The following is a 17191-nucleotide window of genomic DNA, read 5'->3' on the forward strand; positions in this document are numbered from 1 at the left end:
ATTTTTCGATGGCTAAGGGGCAATCTTTACAGGACCCATTCCTCAATGCGCTGCGGCGCGAGCGGGTGCCCGTGTCGGTGTATCTGGTCAATGGCATCAAGCTGCAGGGCACGATCGAGTCGTTCGACCAATTCGTGGTCCTGCTGCGCAATACCGTGAGTCAGATGGTGTACAAGCACGCCATTTCCACGGTGGTGCCGGCGCGCAATGTGCGCGTGGGGCCTGGTGGTGGGTATGTGCAATCCAATGAAGGCAATCAGGCGGAAGATGACGACGTCGAGCAGTAACGGAGCAGTGCGTGTTTGATCGGTCCCGCAAGGGTGAACACGCGTTATTGATACAGACCCACTCCGGCGGGCCTGCCGAAGACGATGTGATGGAGGAGTTCGCCGACCTTGCAAAGTCGGCGGGCGCCACGGTGGCCGCCACGCTCACCGCGCGCATCGATAAGCCCAGCCCGTCGACCTTGATCGGTAGCGGCAAGCTGGAAGAGGTCAAGGCCGCAGCCGAGGCCACCGGTGCCGATCTGGTGTTGGTCAACCACACCTTGTCGCCCGGCCAGGAGCGCAACCTGGAGCGGTATCTGGAGCGGCGTGTGATCGACCGCACTGGGTTGATCCTGGACATCTTCGCGCAACGTGCGCGCAGCCACGAAGGCAAGCTGCAGGTGGAGCTGGCGCAGTTGCGTCACATGGCCACGCGGCTGGTGCGTGGCTGGACGCACTTGGAGCGTCAGCGCGGTGGCTCCATCGGCCTGCGCGGCCCCGGCGAAACCCAGCTGGAAACCGACCGCCGCCTGCTGCAAAAACGCGTCGAACAGTTGCAGCAGCGGCTGGAAAAGGTCGAGGTGCAGCGCACCCAGATGCGTCGTGCGCGGATGCGCAGCGAATTGCCACGGATTGCACTGGTCGGCTACACCAATGCCGGCAAGTCGACATTGTTCAATGTGTTGACCGGTGCAGAGGCCTACGTGGCAGATCAATTGTTCGCCACGCTCGACCCCACCGTGCGACGCATTGCGTTGCCGGGTGGAAGTGCGATTCTTGCCGACACGGTCGGCTTCGTGCGCGATCTTCCGCACGAGCTGGTCGCCGCATTCCGCTCCACGCTGTCGGAGGCGCGCGATGCCGATCTGTTGCTGCACGTCGTCGATGCAGCAGACCCGTTGCGCGAAGAACGCATCCTGCAGGTCGATGAAGTGTTGCAGGCCGTCGGTGCCGGCGATCTGCCGCAGCTGCTGGTATTCAACAAGATCGACAAGATCGAGGGCGCCGAAGTGCGCCACGACGCGCAGGACGGCATTCCTGACCCGGCACGCCGCGAGCGTGTCTGGGTGTCGGCGCGCGACGGACGCGGGCTGGAAGAATTGCAGCATGCGCTCGGCCAGCGGCTGGATCTGCGCCACCTGACCGGCCAGCTACGGTTACCACCGTCTGCCGGTCGCCTGCGTTCCAGGCTGCATCAGCTGGAAGTGGTGCGCAGTGAGCAATCCGACGAAGATGGTTGGTTGCTCGAGGTCGATCTGCCGATGGTCGAGGCCGAGCGGTTGGCCGCCGGGCAGGACGGTGCGCCGCTGCGCGCGATGCTGCCGGATCGTCGCGAAGACTGGGAAGCGTGATAGGCGCGGCACGGTCGGTCGCACACGACCGTGCTGCTGCTTCAAGGCGAATGGGGCAGGGTGGAGCGCGTCGCTGTGCGGCAGTTGCCAGGCCTCGTCCCGGCCAGCCGGAACTCACAGAAAATCAATATGAGCAGTGGGTGCTGCGCAAGAGTGCAGTGGTGCGCTCATGTGGCGCATCACACCTGTGATCAGGAATGACGCCCTGGGTGCGGTGATTCGGTGCTTGGAGGCGGCGCTGCACGTTGACCACGTGCGGCCGGCACAGCGGCGCACATGCAAGCCCGTCCAGACCCGCCGTACCGCATATTGGCCGCACATCGCCACTGAACCCTGGCCACCTCGCGCCCAGCCGGAATCGGCGCCAGCGGCAGACAGGCGCGACGAATTGGGCTAAAACGTCCGCTGCCCCCTCCTTGCCGTGCCCATGTCTTTTTCCGCCGATTCCGAACTGCAGCAGCTGGCCGAAGCCCTCGGGCAGCAATTGCTTGCCGCGCGCGAGCGCCTGGTCACTGCCGAGAGTTGTACGGGTGGCTGGATCGCCAAGGCGGTGACCGATGTCGCCGGCTCCTCGCACTGGTTCGATTGCGGCATGGCCGCCTATAGCTACGAGGCCAAGCAGGCGCTGCTCGGTGTCCGCCCACAGACCTTGGAAGTGCACGGGGCGGTCAGTCGCGAAACGGTGATCGAAATGGTCTCTGGCGCCCTGGTGAATTCCGGCGCAAGCATCGCGGTGGCGGTGACCGGCATCGCCGGGCCCGGCGGCGGCAGTGAGGACAAGCCGGTCGGCACGGTCTGGATCGGCTGGAAACGCCGTGGCGGTTATGCCACCGCACAACTGTTCCAGTTCAATGGCGACCGCGATGCGGTGCGTCGTCAGACCGTCGTCGCAGCATTGCGCGGGTTGAGCGCGCTGCTCTAGCGGTCGTCCGGTTCGCTGATGGCGTTCGGCAGCAGATCCGCGGCGCCCCATTTCCGGCGCAATCTCGCACAGCCTGGAAACCCAAGGCCGTGACCGAGCGCCGTCCCAAGAACTGGCTGGGCCTCGTTGTCGACACGCCGCTGCAGCACGCTGCGCGGACGCGTTACTTGGCACATCCGGCAACGAGGCTGCGAAGCGACAATGGCGCAACCCGGGTGCAGGCAGCTCATCAGCGAACGCTGCCTGTTGCGCATGTACCGCGCGCGCCTTGCAACCTGCGCTGAGCTTGGACGAGGCGAGAGCGCGACAGCGGAGGGCAGATCGGCTACAAACAAGGTCCGCTCACCGCCCCGCGTGCCAATGCATTCGTTTCTTGCTCCTGTCCCATCGATCGCCGCGTTGCAGGCTGCTATCTACTGCAGTGTCACGCAGCGCCTGAGCGCAACGCGCTGGCAGGCGGTGCGCTGATGTGGGAAGCACTCGGCACGGTACGTGATCTTGGGCGGCTGCAGGAAATCGCCTCGGTCCTGATCCGCTACGGCTTCGGCGATGTGGTGCGTCGTATCGGCATGGCCGATGTGCTTGAGCGCGCCGGCAGGCTGTTGCATTGGCAGAACGCCGAGGGCCGGTTGCGCATGTCCGCAGCGATGCGCGTGCGGCGTGCACTGGAAGAGCTCGGACCCACCTTCGTCAAACTGGGCCAGGTGCTGGCCACGCGTGTGGATCTGCTGCCACCGGAGTGGATCGAAGAATTGAGCGAGCTGCAGAACGCGGTGCCGGCGCTGCCGTTCGAGCAGATTCGCCCACAGCTGGTTGCTGCGCTGAGCATGGAGCCGGAAACCGTCTTCGCGCGACTGGACGAACAACCGCTGGCGGCCGCCTCGCTGGCACAGACCCATCGCGCGTGGTTGGTCGATGGCACGCCGGTGGTATTGAAGATTCGTCGTCCCGATATCGGTGACACCATCGACGCGGATCTGCGCCTGCTCGCCCGGCTTGCTGAAATCGTCGAAACCCGCGCACCGGATCTCAAGCGCTACCGTCCTTCCGAGGTGGTGCAGCAATTTACCGTCTCGCTGCGACGCGAGCTGGACTTCGCTGCGGAGGGGCGCAACGCCGAACGCATCGCCGCCAACTTCGCGCACGATACGCAGGTGGTGGTGCCGGCGGTGTACTGGGAGTGGACCTGCGAGTCGCTCAACGTGCAGGAATTCATCGATGGAATTCCGGGGCGCGATCTGCTCGCCGTCGATGCGGCCGGCCTGGATCGCAGGGCGCTCGCACGTGCCGGTGCCGGCATCGTGCTCAAGATGGTGTTGCAGGATGGCTGCTTCCACGCCGACCCGCATCCGGGGAACATTTTTTACCTGCGCGACGGGCGCATCGCGGTCATCGATTTCGGCATGGTCGGGCGCGTCTCCGAGCAGCGTCGGTTTCAGGTCGCACAACTGCTGCACGGCATGGTCAGCTACGACGCCGAAGCAGTGATCGACGTCTTGCTGGAATGGGCGGGCACCAGCCTGGAGATCGACGAGGCGCGTTTGCAGCAAGACATCGGCGCGTTCGTCGACGAGTATCGCGGCGTGCCGCTGAAAGAATTGCGTATTGGCGCAATGCTTGGCGACGTCACTTCCATCCTGCGCGATCACGGGCTGACGCTGCCATCGGATCTGGCGCTGATGATCAAGGCCTTTCTCACCCTGGAAGGCATGGGGCGTCAGCTCGATCCGGATTTCGACATGGCCACCGAGGCGCGCCCGTATCTGGAACGCGTGGTGTTGCAGCGCTATGCGCCGCGCGCCATCGTGCGGCGCGGCCGGCGGACCGTGACTGGCGCGATCGACCTGATCGGCGATCTGCCGCGCGACCTCAAGCGCCTGTTGCAAGCCGCACGCCGCGGCAAGCTGCAGCTTCAGATCGAAACACGCGCATTGCGCGAGTTCGGCGAGCAGGTCGACCGCGCGGCCAATCGCCTCACGATGGGGATCGTGACTGCCGCGTTGGTGATCGGCTCCTCCATCGTCATGAACAGCGTCGGCGGGAGCGCCAGCCGCTGGTTGCTCGCGCTGGGCGTGGGCGGTTTCATCGGCGCGGCGCTATGCGGCATCTGGATTCTGTTTTCGATCTGGAGAAGCCGGCGCTAGCGCGCGACGCGCGGGCATCGTGGTGGCGTGCGGGCACGGCGCGGTGAACACTTGCGCAGGCGCTCGTTAGTAGTAATACTACTAACCATGGACCTGACCGACACCCAGCAAGCAATCCTGGCCTTGATCGCCGAGCGCATCGATGCCGATGGTGTTCCGCCGTCGCAGACCGAGATCGCGCGCGCGTTCGGCTTCAAGGGCGTCCGCGCGGCGCAATATCACCTGGAAGCGCTGGAGCATGCGGGGGCGATCCGCCGCGTTCCAGGCCAGGCGCGCGGGATACGGCTGGCCGGGCAGGGTGCGCAGACACGCACGGCTCCGGTGAGCGAGGCCGCCCGCGACGATGTGCTGCGCCTGCCGGTGCTGGGCCGCGTCGCGGCGGGTTTGCCGATCGGTGCCGATATCGGCTCGGACGACTTCGTTGTACTGGATCGTGTGTTTTTCTCGCCCTCGCCGGATTATCTGCTCAAGGTGCAAGGCGATTCGATGCGCGACGAAGGCATCTTCAATGGCGATCTGATCGGCGTGCACCGTACCCGCGACGCGCGCTCGGGGCAGATCGTGGTGGCGCGGATCGATGAGGAAATCACGGTAAAGCTGCTGAAGATCGGCAAGGACCGTATTCGGCTGTTGCCGCGCAATCCAGACTACGCGCCCATTGAGGTGCTACCGGATCAGGATTTCGCGATTGAAGGACTGTATTGCGGACTGTTGAGGCCTAACCGCTGAGGTCTGTGCCGATGGCCGTGCCGGCGTTTCTCCGAGCTGGCACCGCAGGATTTCCCGCTGCCACGGGACCTTCCGCCTCCCTAATCTGAGTGTGTCGCCTGCAGTCTCAGCCTGTGCGATACACCGCCGCTACATTAGCCCCATACCGAAATCACTGACGAGGATCACCCAGATGGACGAGAACAAGAAGCGCGCCCTTTCCGCCGCACTGAGCCAGATCGAAAAGCAATTCGGCAAGGGTTCGGTCATGCGCATGGGCGACCGCGTCATCGAGGCAGTCGAAGTCATCCCGACCGGCTCGCTGATGCTGGATATCGCCCTGGGGATCGGCGGCCTGCCGAAGGGCCGCGTGGTCGAAATCTACGGCCCGGAATCCTCCGGCAAGACCACCTTGACCCTGCAAGCCATCGCCCAGTGCCAGAAGAACGGCGGCACCGCTGCCTTCATCGACGCCGAGCACGCGCTGGACCCGATTTATGCGGCCAAGCTGGGCGTCAACGTCGACGACCTGCTGCTGTCGCAGCCCGATACCGGTGAGCAGGCACTGGAAATTGCCGACATGCTGGTGCGCTCGGGTTCGGTTGATATCGTGGTGGTCGACTCGGTTGCCGCACTGACGCCAAAGGCGGAAATCGAAGGCGAGATGGGCGACCAGTTGCCTGGTTTGCAGGCTCGCCTGATGAGCCAGGCGCTGCGCAAGCTCACCGGCAATATCAAGCGCTCCAATACGCTGGTGGTCTTCATCAATCAGCTGCGCATGAAGATCGGCGTCATGATGCCGGGCCAGAGCCCGGAAGTGACCACCGGCGGCAACGCGCTGAAGTTCTACGCCTCGGTGCGTCTGGATATTCGCCGTATCGGTGCGATCAAGAAGGGCGACGAGATCATCGGCAACCAGACCAAGATCAAGGTGGTCAAGAACAAGCTGGCGCCTCCGTTCAAGCAGGTCGTGACCGAAATCCTGTATGGCGAAGGCATCAGCCGCGAGGGCGAATTGATCGACATGGGCGTGGAAGCCAAGCTGGTCGACAAGGCCGGCGCCTGGTACAGCTACGGCGATGAGCGCATCGGGCAGGGCAAGGACAACGCACGGACCTACCTGCGCGACAACCCGCAGGTTGCGACCCGGCTGGAAGCCGAGTTGCGTGAGAAGTTCCAGCCTGCCGAAGCACCGCGCGAGGCCGGCGACGACGAAGACAAGGAATAAGTTGCAGCCTCACAACATCACCAGTCGCCGGAGTCGGTTTGCCGGGAGTCGGTGACGGTGATGCTATTGGTGAGCGGTGGGCGGAACCTCGCACGGTACGCCACCGCTCCATTGCCGCCCACGTCCGCCCGGCGCTGGGGCAGCAGGTTCGAGCGTGTTTGAAGTTTTTCTATCGCGGGGACGGCGGAGTCAGTGCCGTCGCTTCTCGCGGTAGATCTATCGAAGGCCAGGAGGGCAGGCGCCATGGACGGCGCATTGATGTCGTAACTGATCTTGGCCATTCGGGACACCTCAACGATGGACGAGCAAGAGCCCGCACCAAAGCGGGGGCGCCGGTTCAAGGAACAGACGCCGGTCCAGCGTGCACTCGGCCTATTGGTGCGGCGCGAACATTCGCGCAAGGAATTGAACCGCAAGCTGCTGGCTCGCGGAATCGAGCCAGATGCGGCGCAGGCGGCCGTCGATCGGCTCACGGACGAGGGGTGGCAGGACGACACCCGCTTCGCTGCTGCAGTGGTGCGCAATCGCGCCGGTTCTGGTTATGGCCCGCTGCATATTCGTGCCGAGCTCGGGACCCATGGCCTGGATAGCGAGGCCATCAGTGCCGCCTTGGCGACCTTCGAAGGGGATTGGGCCGAAAACGCGCGCGACCTGATCCGCCGTCGGTTCGGCGAACAAGGCCCAACCGACCTTCCGCAGCGGCGCAAGGCCGCCGATCTGCTGGCCCGGCGGGGTTTCGACGGCAACAGCATTCGCGCCGCCACGCGCTTCGACCTTGAGGACTGAGGGCGTCAGGCCTGCTACCCTTCGTGGTTTCAGGTTGTTCCGCTCATCTGCGCCCACATGTCATTGGGTGACCGGGACTGCCGCCCGCCCAATGCCAGCACATGAACGCACCCGCCAAATTCAGCACTTCCCAGATTCGTAGTGACTTCCTCGCGTTCTTCGAGGGGAAGGGCCACACCATCGTGCCATCCGCGCCGCTGGTGCCGGGCAACGACCCCACCTTGCTGTTTACCAACTCCGGCATGGTCCAGTTCAAGGACGTCTTCCTTGGCGCGGAGAAGCGCAGCTACGTCCGTGCCGCAGACGTGCAGCGCTGCCTGCGTGCCGGTGGCAAGCACAACGATCTGGACTCGGTTGGCTACACCGCACGCCACCACACCTTCTTCGAAATGCTCGGCAACTGGTCGTTCGGCGACTATTTCAAGAAGGACGCCATCGCCTGGGCATGGGAACTGTTGACCCAGGTCTGGAAGCTGCCGGCCGACCGCCTGCTGGTCACCGTCTATCACACCGACGAAGAAGCCTTCGCGTTGTGGCGCGACATGATCGGCATCCCGGAAAGCCGCATCGTACGCATTGGCGACAACAAGGGTGCGCCCTACGCGTCGGACAATTTCTGGCAGATGGCCGATACCGGCCCCTGCGGCCCGTGTACCGAAATCTTCTTCGACCACGGCGATCACATCGCCGGTGGTCCACCGGGGTCCCCGGATGAAGACGGCGACCGCTTCATCGAGATCTGGAACCTGGTCTTCATGCAGTTCGATCGCCAGCCCGACGGCACCCTGGTGCCGCTGCCGGCGCCGTGCGTGGACACAGGCATGGGCTTGGAGCGTCTGGCTGCGATCCTGCAGCACGTCCATACCAACTATGAAATCGACCTGTTCCAGGCGTTGATCGGCAAGGCCAGTGCGCTGACCGGCATCACCGATCTGGAGAATAAGTCGCTGCGGGTAATCGCCGATCACATCCGCGCCTGTTCTTTCCTCATCGTCGATGGCGTGTTGCCCTCCAACGAAGGCCGCGGCTATGTGCTGCGCCGGATCATCCGGCGTGCGCTGCGCCATGGTTGGATGTTGGGCGTGCGCCAGCCGTTCTTCAGCAAGATGGTGCCCACGCTGGTGGAGCTGATGGGCGAAGCCTATCCCGAACTGGTGGTGGCGCAGGACACTGTGGCGCGCGCGCTGTTGGCCGAAGAAGAGCGCTTTGCCGAGACGCTGGACGCCGGCATGAAGATCTTCGACGAGGTCGCATCGCGCTCGCAGGACATCATCCCGGGCGCCGACGCGTTTCGGCTGTACGACACTTACGGCTTCCCGGTCGACCTGACTGCCGACATCGCGCGCGAGCGCGGCATGCGCGTGGACATGGAGGGCTTCGAGTTCGCGATGGAGCGCCAGCGCGAGACGGCGCGCGCGGCTGGCAAGTTCGGCGGTGGCGTCGCATTGCCGGCGGACCTGGTCGCCAGCATGTCGCCGACCGTGTTCCTGGGCTACGAAGCGTACGATGCCGATGCCCTCAAGGTCGTGGCACTGCTCAAGCAGGGCCGTCCGGTCGAACGTGCGGAAGCGGGCGATGAGGTGATCGTGTTCACCGACCGCACGCCGTTCTATGCCGAGTCGGGCGGCCAGGTCGGCGACAGCGGCCAGCTGAGCGGCCCCGGCGTGTCGATCAACGTTACCGATACGCAGAAGTTCGCAGGCCAGTTCCACGGGCATGTGGGGCGCATCAGCGAAGGCGCGCTCGCGCTTGGCGATGTGCTTGCCGGCGGGATCGACACGCAACGTCGCGGCAAGACCATCCTCAACCACTCGGCCACCCATCTACTTCACGCCGCCCTGCGCGAAGTCCTGGGAACGCATGTGCAACAGAAGGGTTCGCTGGTCGCGCCTGATCGTCTGCGCTTTGACTTCTCGCACTTCCAGCCGATCACTGCCGACGAGCTCGCTGTGATCGAGCGCAAGGTCAACGCCGAAGTGCGCGCCAACCATGGCGTGGAAGTGCACAACATGGCCATGCAGGAGGCGCTGGATTTCGGCGCGATGGCGCTGTTCGGCGAGAAGTACGGAGAAAACGTCCGCGTGCTCAAGATGGGCGGCTATTCCACTGAGCTGTGTGGCGGTACCCACGTCACCCGCACCGGCGACATCGGCTTGTTCAAGATCACCTCCGAAGGCGGCGTGTCGTCGGGCGTGCGTCGTATCGAAGCGGTGACCGGGCAGGGCGCGCTGGACTATGTGGCTGACGAGGAACGTCGCCTGCTGGAAGCGGCCAATCTGCTCGGCGGCAACACCAGCGAGGTGGTGGACAAGGTGCGCGCACTGACCGAGCGCCAGAAGCGGCTGGAGCGCGAGCTGGAATCGCTCAAGGCCAAGTTGGCGTCGGGTGCGACTGCCGATTTGGGCGCTAGCGCGATCGATGTTGTCGGAGTCAAGGTTGTCGCGGTGCGTCTGGAGGGCTTCGATGCCAAGGCGCTGCGCGATGCGATGGATCGCCTGAAGCAGCAGCTCGGCGATTCGGTCATCGTGCTGGCTGGCGCTTCGGGCGGCAAGGTGGCGCTCGTCGCCGGTGTGAACGGCAGCCCAACTGGCAAGGTGAAGGCAGGGGAACTCCTCGGTCACATCGCCAGTCAGATCGGCGGCAAGGGCGGCGGCCGTCCGGATCTCGCCCAGGGTGGTGGCGAGGACGGGCCCGCCCTTGCGACCGCACTCGACGGTGTGCCCCTCTGGGTCAAGCAACACTTGGGCTGAACACTTGTCCTGCTATGCCTTGCTGGCTAGCAGGATGTCCCGCTACCATTTCTGGTCTATTCCCTTTACGTAGGGCGCGTCTCAGTCAGGAGGCCGTCGATGCTGGTGGGAAATCCACCGGTTCCAGGAGATTTGCAAAATGTTGATCCTCACTCGCCGGGTAGGCGAAACCTTGATGATCGGCGACTCGGTCACCGTGACCGTTCTCGGCGTCAAGGGCAATCAGGTGCGCATCGGTATCACCGCACCTAAGGATGTGGCTGTGCATCGCGAAGAAATCTATCAGCGCATCCAGCGTGGGGATGAGCCGGTCGCTTCCGGCGCACATCACGGTGACGATTCTTCGAATTGATCGTTGTCAAGGGTTTACGTTAGCCCCTCTTACCCGGTATTCTTCGCGGCCTGCCACGGACATCGCGGCAGGCAGCAAAAACTGGAGCGATGCCCGAGCGGCTGAAGGGGCTCCCCTGCTAAGGGAGTATAGGGTCAAAAGCTCTATCGAGGGTTCGAATCCCTCTCGCTCCGCCAGTGTCAAGAAGAAAGCCCCCGTAAAACGGGGCTTTTTTCATTTTCTAGGCCGCGTGCCCCATGTTCTGCCCCACACTTGGCGAAGTGGTCTGCTGCACGATCCATTCGTCCACCTGTGTGGATAGCCACAGCGATCGCGAGCAAACCTTGTGCGGCTTTGGAAATTTTCCGACCTGCACCTGACGGTAGATGGTCGCAGGGCTCAGCCCTACCTTCGCACGCACGTCCTTCATGGCGAGTAGGCGCAGGTCGCTATCAGTCTCGGGCATTGGGGTTTTCCTCCAGCAGGTATTTCGTATCGATGGCCCAGCCAGCTTCGCGCGCGCCGAGCAGTCGCAGCTCGGCGGCGTCGAACTCGTCCAGGCGCAGGAAAGTGATTGCCGCCTCAATATGGCCAGGAGCCAAGGCGCATGCGCTGCAGAACCGGCCATAGACGTTCTGCTTGCAGCACTGCCAGGGTTCGGCCAGGTCGTGCATGCGCTTGCCCTCTTCGCGAAGGTGGCGCTTCAGCAGCTGCCGCACGGTGGCTTTGCCGACCGGCACGCGGATCGGCCGACCGCCCACGGCGAGCCCGTTGTTGCGTGCCTGGCGGGGTAGGGGCCGGGAGCCGTCAGCCATTGCGCACCTCCCGATCCGGGGCGATGCGCACGCCTGCCTCGGCCAGGTGCTGCATCTCTCCATCCCGGCTCTCGCCCTTCTCCGCAGTTAGGAAGATGTAGCCGCGCGTCCGCGGATTGGCCAGCCTGTAAGTCCTTGATCCGTGCCACACCTTCATCGCATGGCTGCGCTCGACCTCAATGTCATCGACGAAGTATTTCGGCATCACTGCACCTCCGGCTTGGCCTGCTGGTCGATGAGGTTGCTCGCTGCCCACTGGCGCATTCGAGACCATCGTTGCTCTGGGGTTTCGTTGTAGAACCAGGCCTCGTCGTTCATGTAGACAACCTCCTTTGCCAGCGGCTCGGCAATGTCCAGGCGAGCAGCGGCCCGATCAGCCTCGAAATCGTAGTCCGTTCCTCCATTCACACCCTGATCCAGGTCTGTCCCGCGCAGATGCGCAACTGCACCGAGCGCGCAGAAGCACCCATCCTGCTCAACTGTGTGGGCGATCAGCTTCTTCTCTGGCAGCGCATCCAACGCGGTGATCAGATCCCGCAGCAAACTCTGCCCACGCTTCCCGCGCATGGCTGATGCCACTCGTCCGCGCCAGCGCCCGAAGGCCAAGATGTCTTCCATATCGTCGCTGTATCCGGAGCGGCTCACGCATCACCATCCTTCGCCGCGGTCGGCTGGGGGGGGGTGGCGAGTAACCGGCGCAGCGCCCAACGCGCTTTCGCGGCCGCCTCCATGACATAGCCAGGCTGGTCGGCAGGAAGGGCGTCCAGCTTGTCCAGACAGCGCGAAAGCTTATCGAATCCCAAGCGATCGACGGTCAGCGCGTCACCGTTGTCTTCTGCGTCTTCGGCAAGGCTCCACGCAGCAAAAGCCAATTGCAGAAGCGCTTCGATTGCATCGGTTTCGCCATCAACCGGCACAGCAGCAGGCGCGGGCTGTCCTCCGTCGTAAAGCAGGCAGCTTCGTGCAACCAGAGCCGCGTAGGACCGCACAACGGCCTGCACGTGCGACGGTCCTGCCAACGTGCCGATCAGCTCAACGGACTGCACCGCGCGTTCGGCAAGTGCGCGTGCGCTCTCCGCTGTGTGGCGCTCCACCCCCACCGGCTGGCGGGCGGCGATTGCTTCGGGCTCCGGTCGCAGTGCCATCGGGCGGACGAACCACGCATAGGGGCCGTCCTCGGTGTCGCCTTTCCATGCGAGCCGCCAGTCGCCCTCCGGGGCTTCCGGATTCCACGCGCGCATTTCCTGCCAGTACAGCTCGTCGCCGTCCTCGATAGCCTCCTCGGTGAATTCTCCGGCAACAACCTGGAAGTCAAAGCCCTGGGCGCGCACCAACTTATCCAGCGCGTCTTCCCGATCGTCGGGCCAGCTCGGCAGATCCGGGTGATACAGGTCGCCATCGCCGTTGGCACGCAGGCGTTCCGCGCGATAAAGCCCACGCCACGGGTCAGTAACGTCGATGAGCGCATCCCGCGCGCCCTGCCGCTCGACAGGCGCTGCTTGATGCATGGGGGCGGCAGGCGCTGCGGCGAGCATGGCGCGGTAGGCTGGCGCCATCGTCGCGATCGTTGCCGCGAGCAAGTCCTTCGTCATCCCGGGGCCGAGGTCGAACGCTGTACCCAGAACGATGTCGGCCGCTTTGCGGGCCATTTCGATATCGGCTGGAGACGCGCAAGGCCATGCAGCCATAGCTGCGCCTGCAATGATCTCGGCGGTGGGCTCACGCGGCACCGACACCCAGCCATCCGGCACGCCGGCGGCAGGAAGTGCCAACTGTTCGGAATCTCCGAATGGTTCGTTCAGACCGGCGGCTGCGCTGCGCTGCTGCAACTGTCCGGAATTGCGGGAATGTTCGTTCATGGCTCAGCCCTCCACCTTCGACAGGCGCAGCGCCTGCTCGAGCACCAGGAACAGGCGGCGCATCTCGGCCGACTGCAGCGCGAAGCGCGCATCCAGCTCCGCGCGCGCTCCGTCGCCCTCGACGTCGTCGAGCTGGTCCAGCGCGCCATCCAGGAACTTGAGCTTCCGGATCACCAGGTCATCGCCCAGAACGAAAGACAGGTTGTCGTCCAGCACCAGCGCCAGCTTGGTGACCTGCTTGCCGGCCTCCAGGTGCTTGTCGATCTCGTCGCCGCGCAGCTCTTGGTGCTGGCACTTCACGATGGCGCCGCCCTCGATCGGGTCGCGCAGCTCGGCCTCCTCGCCGATGCTCAGCGATTCCGGCAGCGGCTCGCCGGCGATCCATCCGGTGAGCACGGCGCGCGGCGCCACCTCGGCGTTGAGTGGCAGGGCCGGGAAGCTGCCGAGCATGCCGCGGATCTCCGACACGACACTTTCGCCGACCTTGCGGCTGGATGTGTCGACGATGGCCAAGCCGTTCGCCAGGTCGAGGATCACGTCGGTGCGCGAGTTGCGCACGAAGGCTTTGGGCAGCAGCTCGTGGATGATGTCGTCCTTCAGGCGCTTGCGCGCGTTGCCGCCCGGCCGGCGGCCTTCGCGCTTCTCGATCTCGGCGCACTTCTGCTCGTGCGCGTCATTGATGACCGCGCCGGGCAGCATCTTGTGCTGACCGCCGACGGCCAGCCAGAGGAAGTCGCCCAGCCGGTGGCTGAGCTGCTCGGTCTCCTCGCGGCCGAACGGGGAGACGAAGCCGCGGGAGGCCATCTCCAGCGGGCCGACTGGCTTGAGCGTGCACTGGGGCAGCAGCTCCTCGACGGCGGACAGGTCGAGGGAGGTGGGGAAGCGGAACATGGTGAGGTTGCGAAAGAACATGGTCACTCCGAATCGGTGTGGGCCGCCGCGAAGTGCTGCGGCAGCTGTGTGAGGTCTGGGCGCTGGCCGTTGCGCCAGGCGGTCTGGTAGTTGCGGCCGAACTGCTCGCGCAGCTGGTCGATCTCGCGGGCTTCTGGCGAGAGCTGGGCCCGGCGCAGCTGGCAGGCGCACTCGTAGCGGTGCAGGCGCGCGGCGCCGGTGATCTGGCGCGGCATGCCGGCGAGGTCGTGCTGCAGGATGGCGTCGAGGCCGCGGCCGAGGAGGGCGATCACGCTGCCTGCTCCTGCGGCTGGGGTTCCATCGTTGCGAACAGATCCGGCATCGCCATTTCGCGCTCGGCGGCCTGCAGGTACTTCACCCCGTCCATGAAATAAGCCGTGGACAGCTCGGCGGCGCGCCCCTGGCGGCCCAGCTTCAGTGCCCGATACGGCACGGTGAACAGGCCGCCGAACGGATCGAACACGAGCTCGCCGGCGTTGCTGAAGCGCTGGATCAGGCGGTCGACGATGTCGAACTGCAGCGGGCAGATGTGGTTCTCCAGGCCGCGCCGGGTCTGCTCGCCGTTGAGCGTGAGCATGCGGTTGACGTCGTGCCACACGTCCGGGTCATGGCTGCCAGGCGCCAGCGACATGAAGGTCGACGGCAGCGCGCCGCGAGCCTCCAGCTCCTCACCGATGCGTACGTGGGTCTCGTAGTCGTAGACCTCGCGCAGCGAGTACTCGGTGAACAGCTTGGCCAGCTTGTCCGGGCCCAGCTGCGCCAGCTCGTCGGCGGTCAGCTGCCGGCGGCCACTCGATCGCCAGAACGCATGCGCATCGACCTGCCAGCGTGCCCTCGTGTAATCCGCCTTTTGCTTCCGCACCGGCTCGTCGGCATAGCCACGGCTGCGATCGGTCTGCGGCTTGTGCAGCAGCACGATGTACTCCGGTGAGCCGACGCCCATCTTCGTGCCGTCCTTGCACTGTTCCGACCAGCCCAGGCGGTAGGTCTGGTTGTTCTCGCGCACCACGTCGGTCACGACCGTGATCAGACCCATGTAGTCGAACCCGTGCGAGCGGTAGTGGAAGATCGCCTCGGCATGGAACGGGCTGACGGTCGGTACGCCGGCGCCGGTCACCGCGCCGAACTGGATCCGATCTTTCACGTGGATGGCGGCGATGCGGCCGGGCTTGAGGATCCGCAGCAACTGCGTGCTGAGGTGATCCATCTGCGCCCAGAAGTGCGCGTTGTCGTCGGTGTGCCCGAAGTCGTTGTAGCTCGGGCTGTACTCGTAGTGGTTGGCGAACGGGATCGAGGTCACGATCAGGTCGACGCTGTTGTCGGCCATGCCGCGCGTCTCCACCACGCAGTCGTTGTTAGCGACGGTCCAGCCGGTACCGGTGGCCTCGATCCGCTCCACCCCGATCGAGCGCTGCAGCACCTGCGCCATCGCGGCCTTGCTTAAGCCGTATTCCCTGATGATCTCGCTCATTTTCTCTACCATCTCCTCGTGGCGCGTCCACTTCGCCTGCAGGTTGGCCAGCACCTCGCGCTCGCTCTCGGCGTAGACGATCCACACCTCCACCGGGTGCGCTTGTTGGTACCGCTGGATGCGGTGAATGGACTGAATGAAGTCGTTGAACTTGAAGCCGATGCCGGCATAGACCGACAGGTGGCAATGCCGCTGGAAGTTGCAGCCGCTGCCGGCGATGACTGGCTTCGCCGATAGGATCGGAATCACGCCTTCGCTGAAGTCGATGACCGCCTGTTCCCGCTCGTCGAGTTCCTGATCGCCATAGATGCTTACCGCTGCCGGGATGGCCGCCTGCAGCGCATGCCGCTCGGCTTCCAGGTCGTGCCAGATCAGCCAGTGATCATTGGGTCGCGCGGCGATGACCTGCTGCACCGCCTGCACGCGCGCGGCCAGCGTGTCGCGCTTTTCCTTCGCGGCATCCTTCAGGCCCATCGCTGCATCTCGGAACAGCTTGCCCTGGCCGTCTCGCTCGGCACCGGCGCTGGCGTGGTCCACCGGCACCTCAACGTAGTGCACGGTCAGTTCCGGCAGGTCATAGCCCTCATCGCTGTAGCCCAGGTCAGATGGCTTCTGCAGGAACAGCGCCCAGCTCGCGACCCATAGCCAGAACTCCCGCTCCTTGTGCGGGTACAGCGTCAGGTTGTTGGCCTGAGTGCTGTCGCGCTTGAACCAGCGGGTTAGGGCCTGGCCGGTGTCCATGACGCCCAGGAAGCCGGCGTAATGGATCAGCTCTTTGTATCGGTTCGGGCTGGGGGTCGCCGTTGCAACGAACCGGTACCGGACCTCATCGAAGAGCGTCAGAAACTGCTGGTAGGTCTTCGACCCGAAGCTGCGCAGCACCGACGCCTCGTCCAGGCTCGCGGCGGTGAAGAGGTTGGGATCGAGCTTGCCGTCTCGCACGCTCTCGTAATTGGTCAGGTGGATGCCATCGAAGTCCTGATCCACCTCGGCGCTCGTGCGCACGAAGCGCGTCTCCAGGCCCAGCTTGCCGGCGTCGCGGCGGAACTCCTGCCGCACGCCCAGCGGCACCACGATTCCGACGGCACCGCCGGCATGCGCGCGGGCCAGACGCATGATCTCTAGCTGCTGCATGCTTTTGCCGAGGCCGAAGCGCTGGAAGAGGGCGCGGCGTCCGCCAGAGCACGCCCATACAACGCTGTCGCGCTGGTGCGGCTTGAGGATCGGGTGCACGTCGTCTGGCGACACGTCGAAGCCGAGCGACGGGGCAACGCGCACCTTGCGCTCCAGGAACTCGCGGTAGGGGTCAGCCACCGCGAGCCTCCCGCTGCGCTTCGTCGCGAAGTTCCTGCAGGGCGGGCACGTGCGTCAGCCGCACCAGCTCGTCGGACTTGCCGGCTTCACGTGCGCGCGCCAGAGCCCAATCCAGGGCAGCAAGCCTATCGGTCGGATGCATACTCATCGGGTGATCAACCTGGTGGTGTAGGGGGCGATGGTTTCGGCGCGACGCGCGACGGCGCGCTCCTGGTTTGCGGTGCCTTGCCAGATGCGCCACGGGTGCGCGCCGGGCTTCTTGGCGCGGGCAAGGGCGGCGCGCTGTTCCGGTGTCTGCGTGGTGCTCATGCGCGCGCGCGCTGTGCGTACGGC

20 protein-coding genes and 1 tRNA gene are annotated in these 17191 nt (G+C 64.8%); 10 read left to right on the top strand and 11 right to left on the bottom strand.

Annotated features, from left to right (window positions below):
* Window positions 1-8 precede the first annotated feature (8 nt).
* From hfq to recA, 6 genes are all read left to right on the top strand, one after another.
* Entirely contained in the window at window positions 9-287 is a 279-nt protein-coding gene (hfq, locus tag J7396_RS12370; protein WP_005915027.1) for an RNA chaperone Hfq, read from the top strand.
* An 11-nt stretch (window positions 288-298) separates the two neighbouring features.
* On the top strand, window positions 299-1618 hold the full coding sequence (gene hflX, locus J7396_RS12375) for a ribosome rescue GTPase HflX (protein WP_071118459.1): 1320 nt from the start codon (window positions 299-301) through the stop codon (window positions 1616-1618).
* Window positions 1619-2045: 427 nt separating this feature from the next.
* On the top strand, window positions 2046-2540 hold the full coding sequence (locus J7396_RS12380) for a CinA family protein (RefSeq protein WP_008574640.1): 495 nt from the start codon (window positions 2046-2048) through the stop codon (window positions 2538-2540).
* Between the two features lie 467 nt (window positions 2541-3007).
* Window positions 3008-4684, top strand: coding sequence for a 2-polyprenylphenol 6-hydroxylase (ubiB, locus tag J7396_RS12385; RefSeq protein ID WP_209261514.1), 1677 nt, complete (start codon window positions 3008-3010; stop codon window positions 4682-4684).
* An 87-nt stretch (window positions 4685-4771) separates the two neighbouring features.
* Window positions 4772-5413 (top strand): transcriptional repressor LexA, encoded by a 642-nt coding sequence (gene lexA, locus J7396_RS12390; RefSeq protein ID WP_008574637.1) that lies wholly within the window; start codon window positions 4772-4774, stop codon window positions 5411-5413.
* Window positions 5414-5585: 172 nt separating this feature from the next.
* The gene (gene recA / locus J7396_RS12395; RefSeq protein ID WP_008574635.1) at window positions 5586-6620 is read left to right on the top strand and encodes a recombinase RecA; all 1035 of its coding nucleotides are present in this window, start codon (window positions 5586-5588) and stop codon (window positions 6618-6620) included.
* A gap of 17 nt (window positions 6621-6637) precedes the next feature.
* Here recA and J7396_RS12400 read toward each other — a convergent pair whose 3' ends face one another.
* The gene (locus tag J7396_RS12400; RefSeq protein WP_008574633.1) at window positions 6638-6901 is read right to left on the bottom strand and encodes a hypothetical protein; all 264 of its coding nucleotides are present in this window, start codon (window positions 6899-6901) and stop codon (window positions 6638-6640) included.
* Window positions 6902-6917: 16 nt separating this feature from the next.
* On the opposite strand from J7396_RS12400, the gene recX reads away from it, so the two are divergent.
* From recX to J7396_RS12420, 4 genes are all read left to right on the top strand, one after another.
* The gene (recX, locus tag J7396_RS12405) at window positions 6918-7406 is read left to right on the top strand and encodes a recombination regulator RecX (RefSeq protein ID WP_057681521.1); all 489 of its coding nucleotides are present in this window, start codon (window positions 6918-6920) and stop codon (window positions 7404-7406) included.
* A 101-nt stretch (window positions 7407-7507) separates the two neighbouring features.
* A complete protein-coding gene (gene alaS, locus J7396_RS12410; RefSeq protein ID WP_008574630.1) occupies window positions 7508-10156 on the top strand; it encodes an alanine--tRNA ligase in 2649 nt (882 codons plus the stop codon).
* Between the two features lie 139 nt (window positions 10157-10295).
* A complete protein-coding gene (gene csrA / locus J7396_RS12415) occupies window positions 10296-10508 on the top strand; it encodes a carbon storage regulator CsrA (RefSeq protein WP_003481884.1) in 213 nt (70 codons plus the stop codon).
* 83 nt (window positions 10509-10591) lie between these two features.
* Window positions 10592-10684: transfer RNA gene (locus J7396_RS12420), tRNA-Ser, on the top strand.
* Between the two features lie 44 nt (window positions 10685-10728).
* Here J7396_RS12420 and J7396_RS12425 read toward each other — a convergent pair.
* The 10 genes from J7396_RS12425 to J7396_RS12470 all read right to left on the bottom strand — a co-directional run.
* Window positions 10729-10953: an AlpA family phage regulatory protein gene (locus tag J7396_RS12425; protein WP_033482667.1), complete on the bottom strand. Its 225-nt coding sequence runs from the start codon at window positions 10951-10953 to the stop codon at window positions 10729-10731.
* On the bottom strand, window positions 10940-11302 hold the full coding sequence (locus J7396_RS22560) for a hypothetical protein (protein ID WP_244669635.1): 363 nt from the start codon (window positions 11300-11302) through the stop codon (window positions 10940-10942). Before J7396_RS22560 ends, J7396_RS12425 begins: the two co-directional genes overlap by 14 nt.
* Entirely contained in the window at window positions 11295-11507 is a 213-nt protein-coding gene (locus J7396_RS12435; protein WP_209261515.1) for a hypothetical protein, read from the bottom strand. The genes J7396_RS22560 and J7396_RS12435 overlap by 8 nt, the downstream gene beginning before the upstream one ends.
* A complete protein-coding gene (locus tag J7396_RS12440) occupies window positions 11507-11947 on the bottom strand; it encodes a hypothetical protein (protein ID WP_209261516.1) in 441 nt (146 codons plus the stop codon). The genes J7396_RS12435 and J7396_RS12440 overlap by 1 nt, the downstream gene beginning before the upstream one ends.
* Complete coding sequence (locus J7396_RS12445) at window positions 11944-13161, bottom strand: hypothetical protein (RefSeq protein ID WP_209261517.1); 1218 nt, start codon at window positions 13159-13161, stop codon at window positions 11944-11946. Before J7396_RS12445 ends, J7396_RS12440 begins: the two co-directional genes overlap by 4 nt.
* Window positions 13162-13164: 3 nt before the next feature.
* Entirely contained in the window at window positions 13165-14073 is a 909-nt protein-coding gene (locus J7396_RS12450) for a recombination-associated protein RdgC (protein WP_209261518.1), read from the bottom strand.
* A 2-nt stretch (window positions 14074-14075) separates the two neighbouring features.
* A complete protein-coding gene (locus J7396_RS12455; protein ID WP_343237465.1) occupies window positions 14076-14345 on the bottom strand; it encodes a hypothetical protein in 270 nt (89 codons plus the stop codon).
* Complete coding sequence (locus J7396_RS12460; RefSeq protein ID WP_209261519.1) at window positions 14342-16858, bottom strand: DNA methyltransferase; 2517 nt, start codon at window positions 16856-16858, stop codon at window positions 14342-14344. The genes J7396_RS12455 and J7396_RS12460 overlap by 4 nt, the downstream gene beginning before the upstream one ends.
* Window positions 16851-17000 (bottom strand): hypothetical protein, encoded by a 150-nt coding sequence (locus J7396_RS12465; RefSeq protein WP_209261520.1) that lies wholly within the window; start codon window positions 16998-17000, stop codon window positions 16851-16853. Before J7396_RS12465 ends, J7396_RS12460 begins: the two co-directional genes overlap by 8 nt.
* Window positions 17001-17002: 2 nt before the next feature.
* Window positions 17003-17191: hypothetical protein (locus J7396_RS12470; RefSeq protein WP_209261521.1), on the bottom strand; the 189-nt coding region annotated here is incomplete at its 5' end.

The sequence above is a fragment of the Xanthomonas sp. A1809 genome (assembly GCF_017746015.1).
GTDB lineage: Bacteria > Pseudomonadota > Gammaproteobacteria > Xanthomonadales > Xanthomonadaceae > Xanthomonas > Xanthomonas euvesicatoria.